14 protein-coding genes are annotated in these 18320 nt (G+C 49.2%); 5 read left to right on the top strand and 9 right to left on the bottom strand.

Annotated elements, in window-relative coordinates:
- Positions 1-15: 15 nt before the first annotated feature.
- The 6 genes from ABFC84_02410 to ABFC84_02385 form a co-directional block, all read right to left on the bottom strand.
- Positions 16-807: a putative hydro-lyase gene (locus ABFC84_02410; GenBank protein MEN6411600.1), complete on the bottom strand. Its 792-nt coding sequence runs from the start codon at positions 805-807 to the stop codon at positions 16-18.
- A gap of 38 nt (positions 808-845) precedes the next feature.
- On the bottom strand, positions 846-2075 hold the full coding sequence (locus ABFC84_02405) for an NRAMP family divalent metal transporter (GenBank protein ID MEN6411599.1): 1230 nt from the start codon (positions 2073-2075) through the stop codon (positions 846-848).
- Between the two features lie 127 nt (positions 2076-2202).
- Entirely contained in the window at positions 2203-2964 is a 762-nt protein-coding gene (locus ABFC84_02400; protein MEN6411598.1) for a 5-oxoprolinase subunit PxpA, read from the bottom strand.
- 1 nt (position 2965) lies between these two features.
- Positions 2966-3994, bottom strand: a complete 1029-nt coding sequence (locus ABFC84_02395; protein MEN6411597.1) for a biotin-dependent carboxyltransferase family protein — start codon at positions 3992-3994, stop codon at positions 2966-2968.
- Entirely contained in the window at positions 3987-4739 is a 753-nt protein-coding gene (pxpB, locus tag ABFC84_02390) for a 5-oxoprolinase subunit PxpB (GenBank protein MEN6411596.1), read from the bottom strand. The genes ABFC84_02395 and pxpB overlap by 8 nt, the downstream gene beginning before the upstream one ends.
- A 592-nt stretch (positions 4740-5331) precedes the next feature.
- A complete protein-coding gene (locus tag ABFC84_02385; GenBank protein ID MEN6411595.1) occupies positions 5332-6264 on the bottom strand; it encodes a LysR family transcriptional regulator in 933 nt (310 codons plus the stop codon).
- 232 nt (positions 6265-6496) lie between these two features.
- Between ABFC84_02385 and ABFC84_02380 the strand changes: the two genes are divergently transcribed.
- From ABFC84_02380 to cobT, 3 genes are all read left to right on the top strand, one after another.
- Positions 6497-7732 carry a divalent metal cation transporter gene (locus tag ABFC84_02380; GenBank protein MEN6411594.1) on the top strand — a complete coding sequence of 412 codons (1236 nt, stop codon included), beginning with the start codon at positions 6497-6499 and terminating at the stop codon, positions 7730-7732.
- 117 nt (positions 7733-7849) lie between these two features.
- Positions 7850-8035, top strand: a complete 186-nt coding sequence (locus tag ABFC84_02375; protein MEN6411593.1) for a hypothetical protein — start codon at positions 7850-7852, stop codon at positions 8033-8035.
- A gap of 125 nt (positions 8036-8160) precedes the next feature.
- Complete coding sequence (gene cobT / locus ABFC84_02370; protein ID MEN6411592.1) at positions 8161-10290, top strand: nicotinate-nucleotide--dimethylbenzimidazole phosphoribosyltransferase; 2130 nt, start codon at positions 8161-8163, stop codon at positions 10288-10290.
- Between the two features lie 220 nt (positions 10291-10510).
- Here the strand turns inward: cobT and ABFC84_02365 are convergent, their stop codons facing one another.
- Positions 10511-11224 (bottom strand): 2-phosphosulfolactate phosphatase, encoded by a 714-nt coding sequence (locus ABFC84_02365; GenBank protein ID MEN6411591.1) that lies wholly within the window; start codon positions 11222-11224, stop codon positions 10511-10513.
- Positions 11225-11427: 203 nt separating this feature from the next.
- Between ABFC84_02365 and ABFC84_02360 the strand changes: the two genes are divergently transcribed.
- Both ABFC84_02360 and ABFC84_02355 read left to right on the top strand, forming a co-directional pair.
- Complete coding sequence (locus ABFC84_02360) at positions 11428-11697, top strand: metal-sensitive transcriptional regulator (protein ID MEN6411590.1); 270 nt, start codon at positions 11428-11430, stop codon at positions 11695-11697.
- A gap of 204 nt (positions 11698-11901) precedes the next feature.
- Positions 11902-14109 (top strand): heavy metal translocating P-type ATPase, encoded by a 2208-nt coding sequence (locus tag ABFC84_02355; protein MEN6411589.1) that lies wholly within the window; start codon positions 11902-11904, stop codon positions 14107-14109.
- A gap of 2 nt (positions 14110-14111) precedes the next feature.
- Here ABFC84_02355 and ABFC84_02350 read toward each other — a convergent pair whose 3' ends face one another.
- Complete coding sequence (locus ABFC84_02350) at positions 14112-15749, bottom strand: ShlB/FhaC/HecB family hemolysin secretion/activation protein (protein MEN6411588.1); 1638 nt, start codon at positions 15747-15749, stop codon at positions 14112-14114.
- A gap of 86 nt (positions 15750-15835) precedes the next feature.
- A partial coding sequence (locus ABFC84_02345) for a hypothetical protein (GenBank protein MEN6411587.1) occupies positions 15836-18320 on the bottom strand: 2485 nt, incomplete at its 5' end.

The raw sequence follows: 18320 nt of genomic DNA, 5'->3' as shown, positions 1-18320 counted from the left end.
TGCGGCTATGTAAAATTAAAGAACCCCGAACTGCTCATCCCGTACATCGGTAATAAACATATGACCGGGAGCATGGGTAATCATCAGCTCCGGCTTCACCTGCATGGCGGCGGCCTGGGGTGTCACGCCGCACGCCCAAAAAACAGGCACCTCGCCCGGCTTGACGGTAACCGGATCGCCAAAATCCGGTTTATGAATATCGGCAATCCCGATACCGGCCGGATTGCCGATATGAACCGGCGCTCCATGGACTGCCGGAAAGCGGGACGTGACCTGAACCGTCCGCACGATATCCTTTTCCGGAATCGGCCGCATACTGACAACCAGCGGCCCGGCGAATCTGCCGGCTTTCACGCAGGGAATACTCGTCTTAAACATCGGCACATTGCAATTTTCTTCAATATGGCGCACCGGAATGCCGTTATTCATCATCGGAAATTCAAAGGTAAAACTGCAGCCGAGAAGAAAGGCCACCATATCATCTTCCCAGTACTTCGTAATATCGGTTACTTCTTCCACCATTTCTCCATAACGGTAAATCCGGTATTTCGGAATATCGGTCCTGATATCGGCTTCAGGCGCTACCAGGCGCGGCACAGGCGAACCGGGCTCTGTTACATCCAGCACCGGACAGGGCCGGGGATTGCGCTGGCAGAATAACAGAAAATCAAAAGCAAGATCTTTTTTCAAAATCGCCAGATTAGCCTGCGTATAGCCGCTTGCCATCCCCGATGTAGGCTTCAGCCATTCATTGCGGCGGAACATTTCCCGCGCTTCTGCCGGACTTATTTCTGCAATATCTTGCATCTCTTTCAACCCCTTTTACTTTTTTATAGTGGACAAATTTACAGGAAGGCTTTAGGCAGATCATTGATCAGAGTATACCCGCCCATATATGTCATGAGAATAACCACTAAAACTCCAAAAATTGTCATCCACAGCGGATGTTTATAATCGCCGACAATCTTCTTTTTATAAGCGGCCACCAAAAGCGTGCCTAAGGTAACCGGCAGGATCAGGCCGTTAAGCGCACCTACAAAGATCAAAACTGCGACCGGTTTGCCAACGACTGCAAAGACCATTGTGGAAATAAGAATAAAGGCGATAATCACGGCCCGGTAATGTTTATCGATCCCGGTACTAAAGGTCCGAATGAATGACACCGAAGTATAGGCGGCACCGATCACTGAGGTAATCGCTGCTGCCCACATAACGACTCCGAACAGCTTGTAGCCGACGTCGCCGGTTGCCAGTTTAAACACTGAGGCCGGCGGGTTAGCCGGATCCAGCGTCAGTCCGTGGGCAATGACACCCAAGGCTGCTAAAAACAGGATGATCCGCATAATGCCCGTAATTACAACACCGGAGACAGAACTTTTCGTTACCTGGGGCAAAGCACCCACTCCTGTGATGCCCGCATCCAACAGCCGGTGCCCGCCGGCAAACGTAATATAACCGCCAACCGTACCGCCAACCAGTGTCACGATCGACATGATATCAAGCGTATCCGGCATAAAACTTTTGGCGACCGCTTCCCCCACAGGCGGACTGGACTTGATAGCAACATATAAGGTAAGACCGAGCATGCATACACCGGCAATCTGGGTAAAGCGATCCATCGCCTTTCCTGCTTCTTTATTTAAAAAGATGGCGATGGCAATGACTGCACTGATGATTGCGCCGGTAATCGGCGATATACCGAACAAGACGTTAACCCCCAGCCCGCAGCCGGCGATATTGCCGATATTGAAGGCAAGCCCCCCTGCTACAACCAGAAAGGCGACAAAATAGCCGAGTCCCGGCAGAACCATGTTGGAAATATCCTGGCCGCGTTTTCCGGCAACGGCAATGATCCGCCATACATTTAGCTGAGCGCCGATATCAATAAGAATCGACAGCAATATGACAAAACCGAAGCTTGCCGCCAGTTTTTGGGTGAATACCGTAGTTTGGGTTAAAAATCCCGGGCCGATTGCCGATGTTGCCATGAGAAAGGCGGCACCCATCAGCAGGCTCCAATTGGATTTTACCGGTTGAGAACTGTTTTGCTTTGTTGATTTTTCCGCTGGTTTCATATACGAATCCCCCCTTATCTTAATATGTTACCTGCTGTCCTTAAAACAGCTGTAACCATCCCTACCTATAGTGAATCCATACTCACGGCTTGCTGATTAGTTGACTTCGTCCCTTTCTTAGAATTCTTTATTGTCCAAAAGCTTCCAATCGAACCCCTCGCTGCTCCAATTTAGTCCGAATTGTTTTGATCATCGTGACTGCGCCGGGAGTATCGCCGTGTACACAAACAGTCTGGGGACAAAGGGGCAGAATTTCCCCGGAAATAGTCGTCACGCTTTTATTGGCGACTATTTCCAGCACCCTTTCCGCCACCGCATTCACATCATGAATCACCGCACCCTCCTGCTTGCGGGGAACCAATGCTCCCTGACTGGTATAGGCCCGATCGGCAAAAGCTTCCTCCACATATTTTACACCCACGTTTTTTGCCGCAGTAACCATGGCGGAATTCGCTAGGCACAACATATACAACTCCGGATCAACAGCAAGAATCGCTTCGGCAATGGCCGTTGCCACTTTGGGATCTTTTCCCGCCAAATTATACAGTGCTCCATGGGCTTTTACGTGCTGCAGTTTGAGTCCTTCCGCCCGGCAAAGCCCCGCCAAGGCGCCGACTTGATAAATAACATCCGCCTTGATTTCTTCAGGTGACGCAGCCATAACCCGGCGTCCGAACCCGACCAAATCAGGAAATGACGGATGTGCGCCAATGGCTGCGCCGTATTTCTTAGCCAACCGGATCGTTTTTAACATGTTACTGGGGTCTGACGCATGGAAGCCGCAAGCCACATTAATCGACGTTACATAAGGCATAGCCTCTTCATCGCAACCCAATTTGTAGACACCGAAACTTTCTCCCATATCACAATTCAAATCAATTCTCGCCATGTTATTTTTCCTCCTCTATCGCCACATTATAAATTTGTCCGTCAATTTTAACCACAAATCGTCTGGCAGCGGTTGATCCGACCGCCGGTTTGGCAACCCATGCAGCCGCTTGTTCATATTGCTCCTGCTCTTGCCGCAAAGCCGCCAATGCTTCCTCCTCGGAGCACCGGACAAAACGGACTGTGTCGCCGGGCTTTGCCTGAGCCAATCGCATTAAATCCGGCCCGATAACAGTGCCAATTTTCGCATAACCGCCGGTAGTTTGCCGGTCTGCCATCATAACGATCGGCATACCGTGTCCCGGAACCTGAATCGCTCCTTCAGCCAATGCATCGGAAACAATATCCGGATTGCCGGCATGTTGAATCTTCGGACCTTCCAGACGATAACCCATCCGGTCGGCATCACTGGAAATCACATAACCATTATCAAACAAAGCAGCAATCCCTTCCGGGGTAAATAATTCTTCCTGCGGACCTAACAGGACTCTAAGCCGCAATGCAGACTCATACCGCGGAATAAAAGCCGACGCTAATTTTTTAGTCTTACTCACCTCGCCGGCAGAGGTTTGCAGTACCTTTAAAATATCTCCGGCTTTGAAGCTTCTGCCGCATAACCCGCCAATACCGGCACGGGTATACGTTGATCGGCTGCCCATCACGACCGGAACATCAAATCCGCCCTGTACAGCCAGATAGTTGCGGCAACCGCTTACAGCATAACGGAAAGCCAATTCGCTGCCCGCGGCAACAAAAAAGCCGGACCAATTATTTACCGGTTGATCATTCAGTGTCGCCTCCATATCAGCGCCACAAATAGATACCCAGGCCTCCTGTGTAAATTGAAAAACAGCCCCCAGCAGCGTCATTTCCACAACTGCAGCATCAGCAGCATTGCCCGCCAGTAAATTAGCCATTCGACTGGCATATCGATCCATCACTCCGGCAACCGGCATTCCATACGCCTGGTATCCCCAACGTCCCCGGTCCTGAAGGGTAGTAAAAAGTCCCGGCTTCATCACTTTAATCACAACTTTTTACACCTCCATCTACGCTTTCTGCCATCGGAATATAGGTGCCAAGTTCAACCTTACGTTGAATTATTACATATTCTTCGGCAGAAATTGAAACAAACTGCAAGTAATTCCCGGCTTCGAACAAAAACGGTTTAGGGGACTCCGGATTAAAAGCCCGAATCGGAGTCCGCCCAATTAAACGCCACCCGCCGGGACTTTGAATCGGATAAAGGCCTGTCTGGCTGCCAGCAATGCCAACTGATCCCGCAGGGATGGCGGTTCGCGGTTGTTTCAGCCGCGGCGTGGCAATACGATCCGACATTCCTCCCAAATAAGGAAACCCGGGAGTAAATCCAATCATATAGACAAGATAGGGAGTAGCCGTATGGATATGAATCACTTCCTCAACAGTCAAACCATTATATGAAGCGACAAACTCCAAATCAGGCCCATATTCGCCACCATAACACACCGGAATAGAAACAATCATACCTTGGGACTTCTTTTCGACAAAACCGCTCACTTCGGACAGTAAGCTCTCAATGTGCTGGATTAAATCGGACCGTTTAATCAATAATGGATCAAAATAAATCAACAACGAACGATAAGTTGGCACTACTTCAATGATTTCCCCAGCCAGCTTTGTTTTAATCAGTTGCGTTATCTGATGGACTCGGGTATTTACCTCGGCATTAATAACACTGCCAAATTCAACCACCAATCCTTGTTCTCCTGCAGATAACATTTTTACACCCTTCATGCCATCACTCCTCGTCAAGACCACTCTTCGCTTCACAGATTGCACACCCGCTATAAAGACGAGCATGCTTGCCGCCCATCCCCCCTCGCGGTTCAAAATCCCTATAGTACTGGCAAACAGCCCAACGGAAAATAAAAATGGAGACCGCAGAAAAATCTTGAATTATCTAATAAAAATACCATCACCTCCTTTGTGTTCTTCGCGCCTTCACGGTTGAAAATCTTTCTGCAGTTCTTTAAAACTGAAAACTTTGAATATTAATATATATTTTATAGCATATCACCTGAGCACTGGTTAGTAAATTTGAAATATTTGATATAGTTGTTCAAAACATTTGAAGTCCGCATTCCTGGCTGCTAATGCAAACTAAATGACCGAAAACGATTGCTTGCGTATGGGTTCGGCTAATTCTGTCTGTATTTTATTGAAAATAATGTGAAGACCGCGACTTTAAAAGCTGTCGCGGTCTTAAACAATTGTAAGCATAAGCAAAAGGCATGATAAGCATACCTAACATGTATTGTACCTTGCCTTCGCCCTGAGTTACAATAAAGATGAAATCAATAGAACCCATGTATTGGCGGTTAGCACCTCATTGCTGGCCGCCGCTTTTTTTTGCGCTGTCGTACGGCAATTCCAAGGGAACGCCAAACAACTTGCTGACATACAACAACCACTGTTTGGCGGCAAAAGACAGGTAGGTATTCTTTTTCCACGCAATCGCCAAATGCCAGGGGCTGATGGTTTCCTGCAGTTCCAGTGACTTGATGCTATGGGAACCCAGTTTGCTGCAAACAATCCTGGGCAGAAAGGCAATACCCAGCTTAGCCTCAACGATATTGACCATAAAATCCCACTGAGAACTTTCACAAACAATTTTCGGCTTAAACCCGCTTTCGGCAAACTTATCCAGAATGTGATCATGCAGGGCAAAATCCTCCCGAAATAAGATGAGCGGCTCAGCTTGAAGTTCCTTGATACTTACCGCATTCTTTTCCGCCAGCGGATTATCCGAATGAACAATCACCATCACCGGATCTTTGATGAAAGAAAGCAAGTTTAACTCCTCCTGCCGCTTAATCGGCAGCATGACCACGCCGGTATCCAGCGTGCCGTCAGCAACGGCACTTTCGACCTTCTTTGAACCGGCCTCATATAATTCAAGCTCAATTTCCGGATATTGTTTTTTAAACGCACCGATCGCTTTGGGGAAAAAAGTTTCCACCATCGGCGGAATACCAATCTTAATGTGTCCTTTTCGCACCTGAATGATATCCGCCAGATCAGCAGTTAAACTTCGTAAAGAATCAATCGTCTGCTGAGCCCTGGAAAAAATAGCCATGCCAGCGTCGGTAAGCCTCACTTGCTTCGATGTGCGATAAAATAAAGGAACCCCTAATTCATCCTCCAGATTCTTGATCATCTTGCTGATGGATGGCTGGGATACATGCAAAGCTTGGGCTGCCTTGGTGAAACTCCCATGACGGGCAACCTCAATAAAGTAGGTTAAATGAAGAATATCCACAAAAGCCCTCCTGGTTCAGGCAATCCCGTAATCAATTGCCTTCAATATTATGCTACATGCCCCTTTCTCTCTTGTCAACAGCAGATTTGTTTCAGTACCAAAAAACTACGATAGTAATCATTCGTCCTCTCAGGCTATAGGGATCCTCCCCCGGAACACTGCTTGCTTTTCCCATTCTGCAATGCTAAAATGACAGTGTTTTCCTGATATCAAACTACGAGGTAAACTAATCATGAAAAACCTGTCTTTCTTTCATTCTCTCTTTCCCCTTTCTCCTGCCGGCAGATCGGCACTCCTCCTCGTCGGCCTGGCAGTCAATGCCGGCAGTCTCCTAAGCTGGGCCTTAATCGGCTCGATCTTCGGTCTTCACTTGCTATGGGCTTTTCTCCCGGCTGCCGTCGCCTTGCTGGCCGCTCAGAAAATAGGCATTCATCTGGGTGCGGTCACCGGTAAAGAACTGACCGGCCTGATTCGGGAAAATTTCAAACTCAGAACAACCGGTCTAATGCTCACTGGTCTGTTACTCACCGATATAATCAACCTAATTGCCCAATTTGCCGGCATCGCCGTCAGTCTTGCAATCTTCGGTTTCAGTCCCTGGGTTACTGTTCCTGCTGCAGCACTGCTGATTCACTGGACTGCCCAAAAAAGGCTCTCTCCTTCCGCCGGAAAAATCTTTTTACTGACCGGCACTCTTTACAGCCTGTTTATCGCTGCCGGCATCACCGGCTCTCCCTGGGCGCAAGTTATCCCCGCCTTGCGCCCCCTGGACCTTGCCTTGGAAAGCGATTATTTAATGATGCTTCTGGCATTAATCGGATCCATCATGGCCCCCCGCATACTGCTTTACAGCCAATCGGCAGCCACCAAGAAAAGTTCCGCCGCCGCTAACCCTAGTCACTGCCGCTATTTCCTCGCTGCCAGCCTGTTCACCGTTCTCTTCGCCTTCTTGCTAGTCGGCTCTTACGCCGGAACACTGTTTGCTCATAACGTAGATCTGTTACAAACCAGCATTGCGGCTCTAGCCCTTCAACCGCTGACCGGTTCCTGGGCACCGCTCCTTTTTGCTTATATTTTGCTGAGTGCTTCTCTATTTTCCGCCGCTGCAATTCCCTTATCCGCCGCCTATTCAGTCTGTGATGTCATCGGCTGTAAAGCCGGCCTTGACAAATCTCGTCAGGAAGCGCCCGTATTTCACCGCTCCTATACGTTGATCCTGCTCTTAGGTGCTTTGCCCATCTTGTTCCCAGAGCCACCTTACCTGCACATCATGCTGTGGAGTCAGATCGCCAATAGTATTTTTCTCCCCTTCCTGCTGTTTTTTCTGCTGCGGCTTAGTACGAGCCGGAATATCATGGACCTATCCTCCCCCTGCCGAATTGGGAACGGAATAACCTGGATCAGTAGCAGCTTTATCGGTATATTGCTCATCCTCCTGACAATCACCGCCCTGTTCCCTGACTATTGAGCCAGTAGTGATTTCCCGGCTTCTCTCTGCTTTACCCTAAATAGAGGATGTGCCAACTTTTTGTCGAAGCATACATAATAAAGCTACATATGGTTAGCACTGCAACGAGGTGAAAGTATGATGAACGAAGAATCTTTAAAACAACTTATAAAAAATTATTATCCGGATGGCACTCCCAGCCAAATCGACAATCTATTAGCCGACCTGCTGCGGGAAATGGAGGTCATGGCCCACGCCAAAATCCGCGAGCTGGTCAGCCAAGAAAAGATGAAAATTTTGAAAGCGCATAAAATGAACCAATAATCCGCGGCTTTTTTGATGTTTTACCATCAAAAAAGCTTTTTGCATTATACTTGTCTTTAGCTCATAGCTCATAGCTCATAGCTCATAGCCAAAATTATACCTTATAAATCGACTGGAGGTTCTTTATGGACTTATTGCACGACACCCTTGCCGCAATAACCGGCCTGGATGAACTAACGATGAGCAAAGTACAGCAACAGCTAAACCGGCTGTCCCCTGCCGGCGGCTTGGGCCGCTTAGGCGATATGGCCGCCCAGTATGCCGGTATCACCGGTGAAGAACCTCCCTCCCTTCCCCGGAAATGCCTGATGCTGCTATCCGCCGATCACGGCGTGTCTGAACTGGGCGTCAGCGCTTATCCGGTAGAAACCACGGTACATATGACAAAAAACTATTTAGTGGCCAAAGGTGCCGGCGCCAATGCCCTTGCCAACTATTGCCACGCCGATATGACGATTGTGGACATGGGAATTGCCGGCGACGTAAGTCAAATTCCCGGATTGATTCACCGGAAAATTGCCTACGGAACTCAAAACTTTACCAGAGGGCCGGCCATGACCCGGCAGCAGGCGATTCAAGCCTTGGAAACCGGCATACAGCTTGTCGCCGAAAAAGCGCGGCAGGGCTATCGCTGCTTTAGCCTGGGAGAAATGGGTATTGGCAATACTACTTCCAGCGCCGCTATTGCCGCCGCCTTTTCCGGCATGGAACCGAAAACCGCCACTGGTCGTGGTACCGGAATTTCCGACGGCCGGCTCCAGATTAAAATCGAGGCGGTACGCCAGGGGCTGACTGTTAACCGGCCCAATCCTGCCGATGGTCTGGACGTACTGACCAAAGTCGGCGGTTTTGAAATTGGCGGACTGGCAGGAGTCATTCTCGGCGCAGCCGCCAATCGCTGTCTGGTTATCATCGACGGTTTTAATGCAACCGCCGCCGCCCTCATTGCCACCGCTCTCCAGCCCCTAAGCAAACATTTTATCATGGGTTCTCATTTGTCCGCCGAACCGGCGCATCGCCGAATGCTGCGTATTCTGGATCTGGAACCCTATATTGATATGGGCCTTCGTCTGGGAGAAGGCACCGGTGCTTCCCTAGTCATGGACCTGCTGGATGCGGCGATAAAAATCCTGCACGAAACAGCCGCCCCCCACGAAACGATTCACCCCCTTCCCTCTTTCCCTAACGGAAATTCAATCCAGGATATCATCAGGACAATCGGTCCCCTTGACAGCACCGCCATGGAGCAATGTCAGCTGCGCCTTGACAACCTGTCGAAACCGCTGGGAAGTCTCCACGCGCTGGAGCAATTAGCCTGTAAAATGGCCGGCATTACCTGCCAGGCCAAACCAAACCATCTGAAGAAAGCTCTGATTGTTATGGCCGCTGATCATGTAACGTCAGAACAAGACCGGAATACAGCCCACATCATCTCCCGGCTGCGGCAGGGTAATTCCATATCCGGGGTGCTGGCCCGCCATGGTGAGGCCAAAGCCTTTGTTGTCGACCTCGGCGTAAAGAGAAATTTATCCGAGCTGCCAGGACTCAGCCGGAAGGAAATCAGCTCTGGCACCGAAGATATAACAGCCGCTCCGCCGGCCATGTCCCGGGCAGAAATGCTCTACGCCATTCAAATAGGGATGCTAGCGGCCGACACCGTGCTAAAGCGCGGCAACAAAATTATCGGCTTAGGCAGCCTGGGCACAGGCAGCCTTCCCGCCGCACTGGCCGTCTTATCCGCTTGTTCCGGCATTGCCGCCGGACAGTTATCCTCCGGTTTTTCCGATGCGGCAACCCGGCAGGCTGCTGAAAAAGCCCGATATGCACTTTTGACCAATCCACCGAAACTTGTCGACCCGCTGGATATTCTGACCAAAGTCGGCGGATGGGAAATCGCCGGTTTAGTTGGCGTAATTTTAGCTGCCGCAGCCGGCAGAGCTGCCGTTGTGCTGGATGGCCTGACCACCGTGACCGCGGCTTTGATTGCCACCCGGCTGGCTCCCCAGAGCCGGGATTACCTAGTAGCCTCTCATTTTGCCGCCGAACCGGGACTGACGGCAGCCTTACAACAGCTGGGAATACCGGCTTACCTTCATCTGAATCTGAACGTAGGCGAAGGAGTCGGCGCCATTCTGGGCATGAGACTCATTGATGCCGGACTTCATGTCCTGAACGATATGAAAACTTTCGGTGAAGCAAAGGTAGCGGTAGCCCAGGACGGCCCCGGCTTTCTCAGACAGCGAACCACCGTATAGGATGGCTCATAGCTCATAGCTCATAGCTCATAGCTCATAGCTCATAGCTCATAGCTCATAGCTCATAGCTCATAGCTCATAGCTCATAGCTCATAGCTATTTTAACTCAAATTGATAATAAATCCTGTTTTTATTCTTTTTTTAACCCTGCTCTTTCATAAAACGCAGGGTTTCTTCTTTTTTATCCCGCTTTTCGCAGCGAATCATCACGATTTTTTGATTATTTTTTTACTGTAATTCTTCCCTCACTATATTCCGGCACAATTTGGTACCGATCTCTTTGAAAACAATATACGATATCTTCCATTCGGTCCAGGCCGCATAACCGTTTACCATTTCGGCTATCCTTGGCCGTTTCTATCAGTTTATCCTTCGCTTCCGTATACATCAGTAAAGCACCCCGGGCTGAATCAGTCAATTCACTCTCCGCTTCTTCAGTCAGCAGACAGACTAATAAGCCGGCACAAAGAGCATCCTCCAAAGAAAAAAGCCCGTCGGTTCCTGCACAGACAATTAATATATTTTTTCCATATTTCTTAGCCTGCCGGCAAAGAGCCTTCGCATTTAAAAATGAACCAATCAAGGTATGATACGCCCCGTCTGTGGCCTTTATCGCCGTAGTCCCATTGGAAGTAGTCGTAATAATCGTTTGACCCTTTACCTTATCCGGCGAAAATTCAAAGGGCGAATTACCAAAATCACACCCCTCCATTTTGAGGGATTGCCGTTCACCCGCAAATAAAACCGGCCCGATTTCTTGTGATATCTTACGTGCATCCTCGATGGATAAAACGGGTATAATCATCTTGCAGCCGTTTGCAATAGAAGTAACCATACAGGTCGTTGCCCGGAATATATCCAATACAATACAAACTGTATTAGAAAGATTCCTTTCCGCAATTTCCTTCGGCAAAAATGCGATGTCAATTTTCATAAATATTCTTCCTCTCTTTTATATGGTTCAATGCTCTCGGAGCGTATCGCTTCCCGTTACATTCATAACGGAAGTGGATATTTACGTCAACTTTATTGTACCATAAAACTCCGCTTTGCATGTGCGGATGTATTGACGAAACATGGATACTGTTTTATACTTATATATACCATACCAGGGTATAGTAATAGAGGAGGATCTGTATGCTGACAGACAAAGAAAAGGTTAACCTAAAACTACGCTTAAAAAAAGTATCCGGTCAGATCAACGGCATTGACAAAATGCTGGACGAAGGCCGTTACTGCATTGATACTTTGCAGCAAATCCTGGCAGCGAAAGCGGCCCTCAACAAAGTCGCGCTGATTATCCTGGAGAGTCATGCCAAAAGCTGTGTTGTAAAGGCGATCAAAGAAGGCCGGGCCGACGAAAGCATTGACGAATTGATGAATGTTCTAAAGCAGTTCAATAAATAATTACAAAAAAGGAATAAAAACAACGGGAATGTTAACCGCGGAGAACACAGAGAACACAGAGAAAAAACGGATTATATAATAAAAAATCATAACCCCTCTGCGTTCTCTGCGCTCTCTGCGGTTCAAAAATCCCCGCGCCCCAGCCAGCACAGAACAAAAATAGGATATTCGTTCTGCCAAAGAAAGGATGTGATACCCGTGGCAATGGAAAAGACAAGTAACCTTCGTTCAGTTAACCTGAAAATTTCCGGCATGAGCTGTGCGGCCTGCTCCGCCCGGATTGAAAAAGGGCTGAAGAAACTGCCTGGCGTTTACACGGCCAATGTGAACCTTGCGGCGGAAAAAGCCACTATTGAATACAACGGAAATGCCCTGACCATCTCTCAGATTCAGAAAAAAATCAGAGACTTGGGCTATGACGCCAATAACATAGCCGATGCCGAGCAAAGTGACCGCGAACAAAAAATCCGGCAGGAGACAATGCATCACCAGCGGCTTCGTCTGATTTTATCAGCCTTACTTTCTTTACCCTTATTAGGAGCTATGGTCTTGCACTCTCTTGGCGTTATGGGAAAAATCGGGGAATTCTTAATGAACCCCTATCTGCAGTTTATGCTGGCCACGCCGGTCCAATTTGTGGCCGGCTGGCCCTTTTATCGCGGCGCCTATACCGCGTTGAAAAACGGCAGTGCCAATATGGACGTACTGGTCGCCCTGGGAACCTCTGCCGCCTATTTCTATAGCATCGCCAATCTACTGACCGGTGATCCTGCTTTGTATTTTGAAACCTCCGCCATTCTAATCACCCTGATTATGCTAGGCAAGCTGTTGGAAGCAACGGCTAAGGGACGGACTTCATCAGCCATAAAAGCACTAATGGGTCTGCAGGCAAAAACCGCCCGGGTCATTCGCGGCGATATAGAAATGGACGTCCCCATTGAAACGGTACTGGCAGGTGATGTCATTCTTGTCCGGCCGGGAGAAAAAGTTCCCGTAGACGGTGTCATCATCAACGGCACCTCCACCTTAGATGAATCCATGCTGACCGGGGAAAGCATCCCTGTAGATAAAAAACCGGGAGATGAAGTCGTCGGCGCCACCATCAATAAGTTCGGCGTCTTTCAATTCAAAGCGACAAAAATCGGCAAAGATACTGTCCTGGCCCAAATTGTCCGCATCGTGGAGGAAGCCCAGGGATCCAAAGCGCCGATACAGCGTTTCGCTGATATCGTCTCCGGTTACTTTGTACCGGTAGTTGTAGGCCTGGCCGTTTTAACCTTTGCCTGTTGGTATTTTCTCCTTGACCCAGGCAATTTCTCCCGTGCCCTGGTTAACTTTACATCAGTTATGGTGATTGCCTGCCCCTGTGCCTTAGGTCTGGCCACCCCAACGTCGATTATGGTGGGAACCGGGAAAGGCGCCGAGAACGGCATCTTAATCAAAGGCGCGGAGCATTTGGAAAATACCCACCGCCTGACAACCATTGTTTTGGATAAAACGGGCACCATTACCAAGGGACAGCCGGAAGTTACGGATATCCTCCCATTCAGTGCCTTTTCCGCCCGAGAAATCTTAGAAATAGCGGCCCAGGCAGAAAAAAGCTCCGAGCATCCCTTAGCCCGGGCCATTGTAAAGTATGGTCAAGAGCAGCACATTCGCTTCGCAGCGCCGGAAGAGTTTACAGCGATCCCCGGTCACGGCGTAAAAGCGATCAGCAATAACCGACCAATTCTGCTTGGCACCCGCAAACTCATGGAAGAAAACAATATCCAAATCACCTCCGTCCTTGACGAAATGGAACAACTGGAGCAGCAAGGAAAAACCGTGATGCTTCTGGCTGTGGAGCAGAAACTGGCCGGCTTGATCGCCGTGGCCGATACTGTAAAAGAGAACTCCGTCCGGGCGATAACAGAACTGCATAAGCTGGGGATTGAAGTCTGGATGATCACCGGCGATAATGAACGGGCAGCGAAAGCAATTGCCGCCGCCAGCGGAATTTACCATGTCCTGGCTGAAGTGCTGCCGGAACAGAAAGCGGAAAAAATAGCCGCGCTCAAACAAGAAGGCAAAGTCGTAGCCATGGTAGGCGACGGCATCAACGACGCGCCGGCCCTGGCTGCAGCCGATGTGGGGTTTGCCGTTGGAACCGGCACCGACGTGGCAATCGCAGCAGCCGACATTACGCTGCTGCGGGGTGATTTGCTGGGAATTGCAGCTGCCATCAGGCTCAGCAAGGCAACGATGCGCAACATTAAACAAAACCTGTTCTGGGCCCTTGCCTATAATTCAGTGGGTATCCCCATTGCCGCAGCAGGCTTCCTGTCGCCGGTACTGGCCGGCACTGCGATGGCCTTCAGTTCCGTTTCAGTGGTGCTGAACGCTCTGCGTCTAAAGCGCTTCCAGCCTTATTGACATTATAGTCCGTATTGAAAAGATAAATGCAACCGAATTCCAACGTCTCCCCGTAGCGGTACACCAACTGCAACTTTGCCTGAAAACTGGTTAGTAAAGTTCATATTGACGCCTACCCCCATGCTTGTCAATACATCATCCGCGTTGCTTGTTTCTTTATTCCCTTTGACAGGCCTTACCGCGCCATGATCAACAAAAATAATGCCTGTTAATTCTTTGGACAGCGGGAAGCTGCCTTCCGCACTAAGCGAATAGCCCTGGTTACCGGCCCGGTATCCTTCCGGATAGCCACGAACGCTGGTCATGCCGCCGATGTAAAATTGCTCAGTGGATGGCAGCGGTTGCTTCATAGCGGCAAACTGTGTGTCCGCCCGCACAGTCAGCTGCCAAGTGTTACTGATTTTTTTTTGGCGAATAATGGAACAATTATAGCGATTAAAGTTTTGATTATTGGAGTGTGTTGTCTCTTCCTTGCCTGACGTGAACTCATGCCGCGTGTACCAGATTCCAGCGCCGTCATAGGATAAAACAGAGAAACCTAAAACAGTTGTATCAACCTTGTTTTCAGCAAGTTGGATACCGGTGAAACTATTATCGGATTTTTTAGTGTGAAGCTCAGCGAACCCTTCAATTTTCAGGCTGGGTTTGATATGCAATGGCTGAGTCAGACTAAGACCGAAATCACTCGAATTCCCTGCAACATCCAGGGCTCTAAGCTCCCCGTCAATAATATTAATCCGGTTTTTACTATAGTTAATGCCGAGCCGCGTTCCCTTAACGCTAATCGGATAGCTATATGATGCCGAACCGTACAAGGTGCCTCTCGCCCACATTCCGGTGAGCGACAGCGGATCGCGCGCTCCGGTCAAGCTGGTCTGCTCTATTGACAATCCGGTACGATACAAGCCAGTCGTATCACGGCCAGCGTTGTCAACAAATAACGAGGTTTGAAGAACCTTGGGCTCCTGCAGTTTAATTACAACATCTGTTGTACCGAATTCCTTCCCTGGTCGAAGTTCAGCATGAAGCTGCACGTCATTCGTTCCATTAAAATAGAGCAGGTCGCTGCTAAGCTTATCTACGCTTACCAGATCGCCATTTTTCAAAGAGATTCGATTTGTAACGAAGGATTCAGCCGTATATTTGGCGCCTTCGAGAACAATCTTGCCCACTCGCCCTTCCACCAGTCTGATTTTGACTATACCATTCTCAATTTTCTGCGGGGGCAAGATGGCTCTCGCTGTTATGTACTGCTTTTGCTCGTAGAGTTCGTTAAATTCCGCCACAGCTGTATATATGTCTTTAAGTGTCACTGACTTCCCTTCGTACTTGCCGGTGATCGCTTTGATCTCCTCTGGTTTGAGTATCTGCGATTCATTCACTACTATCTCGCTGACAAAAAATCGCACTGAGTCGTCGGCAGCCGCTTTTTCTTTTGTTTTGTCGGTATTGTCAGTGATTGGCTCCTTCCCTGTCTGACGATTTTCCTGCAAATCCTGATTTAGTTTACGTTGTTCAAGCATTTCTGCCGAACGGCGCAGCGTCGAACCAGCATCATCGGGCACAACCGGCGCTGCCTGTGCTATTGATGCGTTCAACCAAAGTATGATCGCCGCCAGAGCCACTCTGTTCTTGTTCATTATTGTAGTCTCCTGCCTTATTCACTTTCTTTTTTAATCCGACTCGGTTCAGTGGCACCATCTTGCGTTACGGTGAAAACACCATTTTAATTATTACTTGTCTCGTTTTCTACTGTTACGCTAGGCTCTGAACTGCCTAATTGATTTCCAGCTTCTTCAATCTTAATAACGCCTGACAGCTTCGTATTAACCGGATTGAATGCTCCTGATGGCGAAGATGCGAGTCTGTTGTCAGACAATGGCACCACGGCACCGCTCATTGGCCCTTCTGGATTGCCGCCGATAGTCACATTGCCTTGAACACCCAAAATTCCGCTTCCTTGGCCGTTGTTTTGCTGATTGCCAGGATTCTGTGCTAACGATGAATTCTCCAGCATTGACGCCGGTGTCTGAACTTGCATCATTTTCTCGGTCAGACGCACCATACTATTCTCTGTGCTGAAGTTGTTAACGATGTAACCCTCCTGATACTGAACAATTCTGGCATCCGTGAAGACTTTGTTCTCTTGGGAAAGATACAGATATACAGGCAGTGTTTCCGGATACAGCTGGACATTGGCCGCAACCAGGCCTGACGGCGTTTTATCAATGATTACACTGTGATAAGAATTTTTTACTGTCATAATATCACCAACATTCGCTTCGACAATGCTCAGATTATCCACTTGCGCGGTCACACTTGACGTTATTGCCGACAATTTGTCAAATATGATGCCTGCAGACGATGTAGCGTTGACAGTGATAGTATCCGCCATGTTTCCGCTTGAGCCAGTCATAGTCAAGTGCAGCGGTTCGGAACCTGTATGAATGAGGTTGCTAACATACATTTTGTCCGCTCTGGCATTAACGCTTTTAGCAATTTTCGTTTGACCCAAATTAAGGACTGATCCCGGTGCCAACTGAACATTTAACCGGCCAGCTTCAATATCTTCCAGATTCATATTGTCCCGCACATTCAGATTCAGCAGATCTGCGGCAAAAATTCGTTCCGAACGAATGGTCCCATACGGCACGAGCAAGTCCATGGAACCGGCCTGGCTGACAAGGAAGTCGGCTATTAGGTCACCGCTGGTTTGTTCGAGGTAAATGTTACCGTTAGCCAAAACATTCAATTTGGCAGCTGCTGACGTCATTCGTGCATTTTCTTCACCGATGCCGCCGTTTTGGGCGGTTAAGCTGACAACAGCTGTTTTGCCACCAATGACAGCTGAACCGTCTGCACTTCGGTTGACGATGGATTGATCTGCTGCCAGTGCAATGCTTCCGCTAGTTGTCATAACCTTGTTCAAATTGAGTGAACCTTTTGTTTCATTTAAATAAATTCCGGTTGCGGCATTCGCCGTTACTACGCCGTCTGAACCCTTGGATGAGTCGATGTAGAGATAACGGTTAGAAGCACCAACGCTGCCGGTTTGTGCCGTTAAAGTCAGGTTAACCGCTTCAATATTGTCAGAATCTTCCGGCAATCCGTTTTTAATCGACCCGGCTGCAGTCAAACTCACATCCTGGCGCGCTGCAATTGTGTCAACGCTGATATCCCCCATATTGCGAAGAATAACATTGCCTCTTCCTGTTTGTTTAATACCAGTCACATTCAAATCATCAACTGTATTAACGAATAGGATATCTCCCTCTCTGGTATTTACGGCATTAAAACTTTCAACGGTATTGCCACTAGCGAGACTTTGACCCGTAACGCTGTCGGTGGTCAGCAAGGCGGCCTCCAGGATCTTCCCGCTGTCTGTTTCAGCAATGGCTCCGTCGGCGCTGAGACTGACGTTGCCGGTGGTTTGTACATCATTGTTGATGGTTATGTCGCGGCCGGCCTGGGCGGTAATATCGCCATCCGTTCCGTTCACCTTGGCATTGACCAGGACATCCTGCGCGGCTGCTAGGTCGATTGCCCCGCCGGCGCTTGTCACTGTTCCGTTAACTGCCACATCGCTTTCCGCACCTGTCGCTGTCAGCGTTACCATACCGGTTTTCCCAGCGCTGACTGTGCCGTTGATGGTCTCGCTGCCGCCTGCTGCCGTCAGGCTGATATTCCCGTCTGTTGTCTTGACGGTGCCGCCTGTCCCGGTAATAAGGGCTCCGGTGTTGGTAACGGCAACCTTACCGTTAGCCTGGCTGATATTTTTAATAGTCAGTGTGTCTGCCGCGTTCGTAAACTCAATGTCGCCGTTCGTTTTATTCTCTGCCGCGAACGATTTTACCGTGTTGGCCTGATCGAGCTTCTGACCCGTGACGCTGTCGGTGGTCAGCAAGGCACCATCTAGGATGCGGCCTTTGTCTGTTTCAGCAATGGCTCCGCCTGCAGTGAGGCTGACCTTACCGGTGGTTTGTACATCACTGCTGATGGTTATGTCGCGGCCGGCCTGGGCGGTAATTGCACCATTCGTTCCGTCAACCTTATCATTAATCAAAACATCTTGATCGGCTTTGACGTTGATTGCGCCGCCGGCGCTTCCCACTGTTCCGTTAACCGCTACATCGCTGGCTGCTCCGGCTGCTGTCAGGGTTACCGTACCGGTTTTACCGGCGTTGACTGTGCCGTTGATGGTCTCGCTGCCG

Source organism: Veillonellales bacterium (assembly GCA_039680175.1).
Taxonomy (GTDB): Bacteria; Bacillota; Negativicutes; order JAAYSF01; family JAAYSF01; genus JBDKTO01.
The sequence above is the reverse complement of the archived record's forward strand: the minus strand, read 5'-3'. Positions and strand labels throughout refer to the sequence as shown.

Excerpts from the sequence above, each read along its gene's own strand:
- ABFC84_02410 (MEN6411600.1), bottom strand. The coding sequence starts at position 807 with ATGCAAGATATTGCAGAAATAAGTCCGGCAGAAGCGCGGGAAATGTTC.
- ABFC84_02405 (MEN6411599.1), bottom strand. The coding sequence starts at position 2,075 with ATGAAACCAGCGGAAAAATCAACAAAGCAAAACAGTTCTCAACCGGTA.
- ABFC84_02400 (MEN6411598.1), bottom strand. The coding sequence starts at position 2,964 with ATGGCGAGAATTGATTTGAATTGTGATATGGGAGAAAGTTTCGGTGTC.
- pxpB (MEN6411596.1), bottom strand. The coding sequence starts at position 4,739 with ATGAAGGGTGTAAAAATGTTATCTGCAGGAGAACAAGGATTGGTGGTT.
- ABFC84_02380 (MEN6411594.1), top strand. The coding sequence starts at position 6,497 with ATGAAAAACCTGTCTTTCTTTCATTCTCTCTTTCCCCTTTCTCCTGCC.
- ABFC84_02375 (MEN6411593.1), top strand. The coding sequence starts at position 7,850 with ATGATGAACGAAGAATCTTTAAAACAACTTATAAAAAATTATTATCCG.
- cobT (MEN6411592.1), top strand. The coding sequence starts at position 8,161 with ATGGACTTATTGCACGACACCCTTGCCGCAATAACCGGCCTGGATGAA.
- ABFC84_02365 (MEN6411591.1), bottom strand. The coding sequence starts at position 11,224 with ATGAAAATTGACATCGCATTTTTGCCGAAGGAAATTGCGGAAAGGAAT.
- ABFC84_02360 (MEN6411590.1), top strand. The coding sequence starts at position 11,428 with ATGCTGACAGACAAAGAAAAGGTTAACCTAAAACTACGCTTAAAAAAA.
- ABFC84_02355 (MEN6411589.1), top strand. The coding sequence starts at position 11,902 with ATGGAAAAGACAAGTAACCTTCGTTCAGTTAACCTGAAAATTTCCGGC.
- ABFC84_02350 (MEN6411588.1), bottom strand. The coding sequence starts at position 15,749 with ATGAACAAGAACAGAGTGGCTCTGGCGGCGATCATACTTTGGTTGAAC.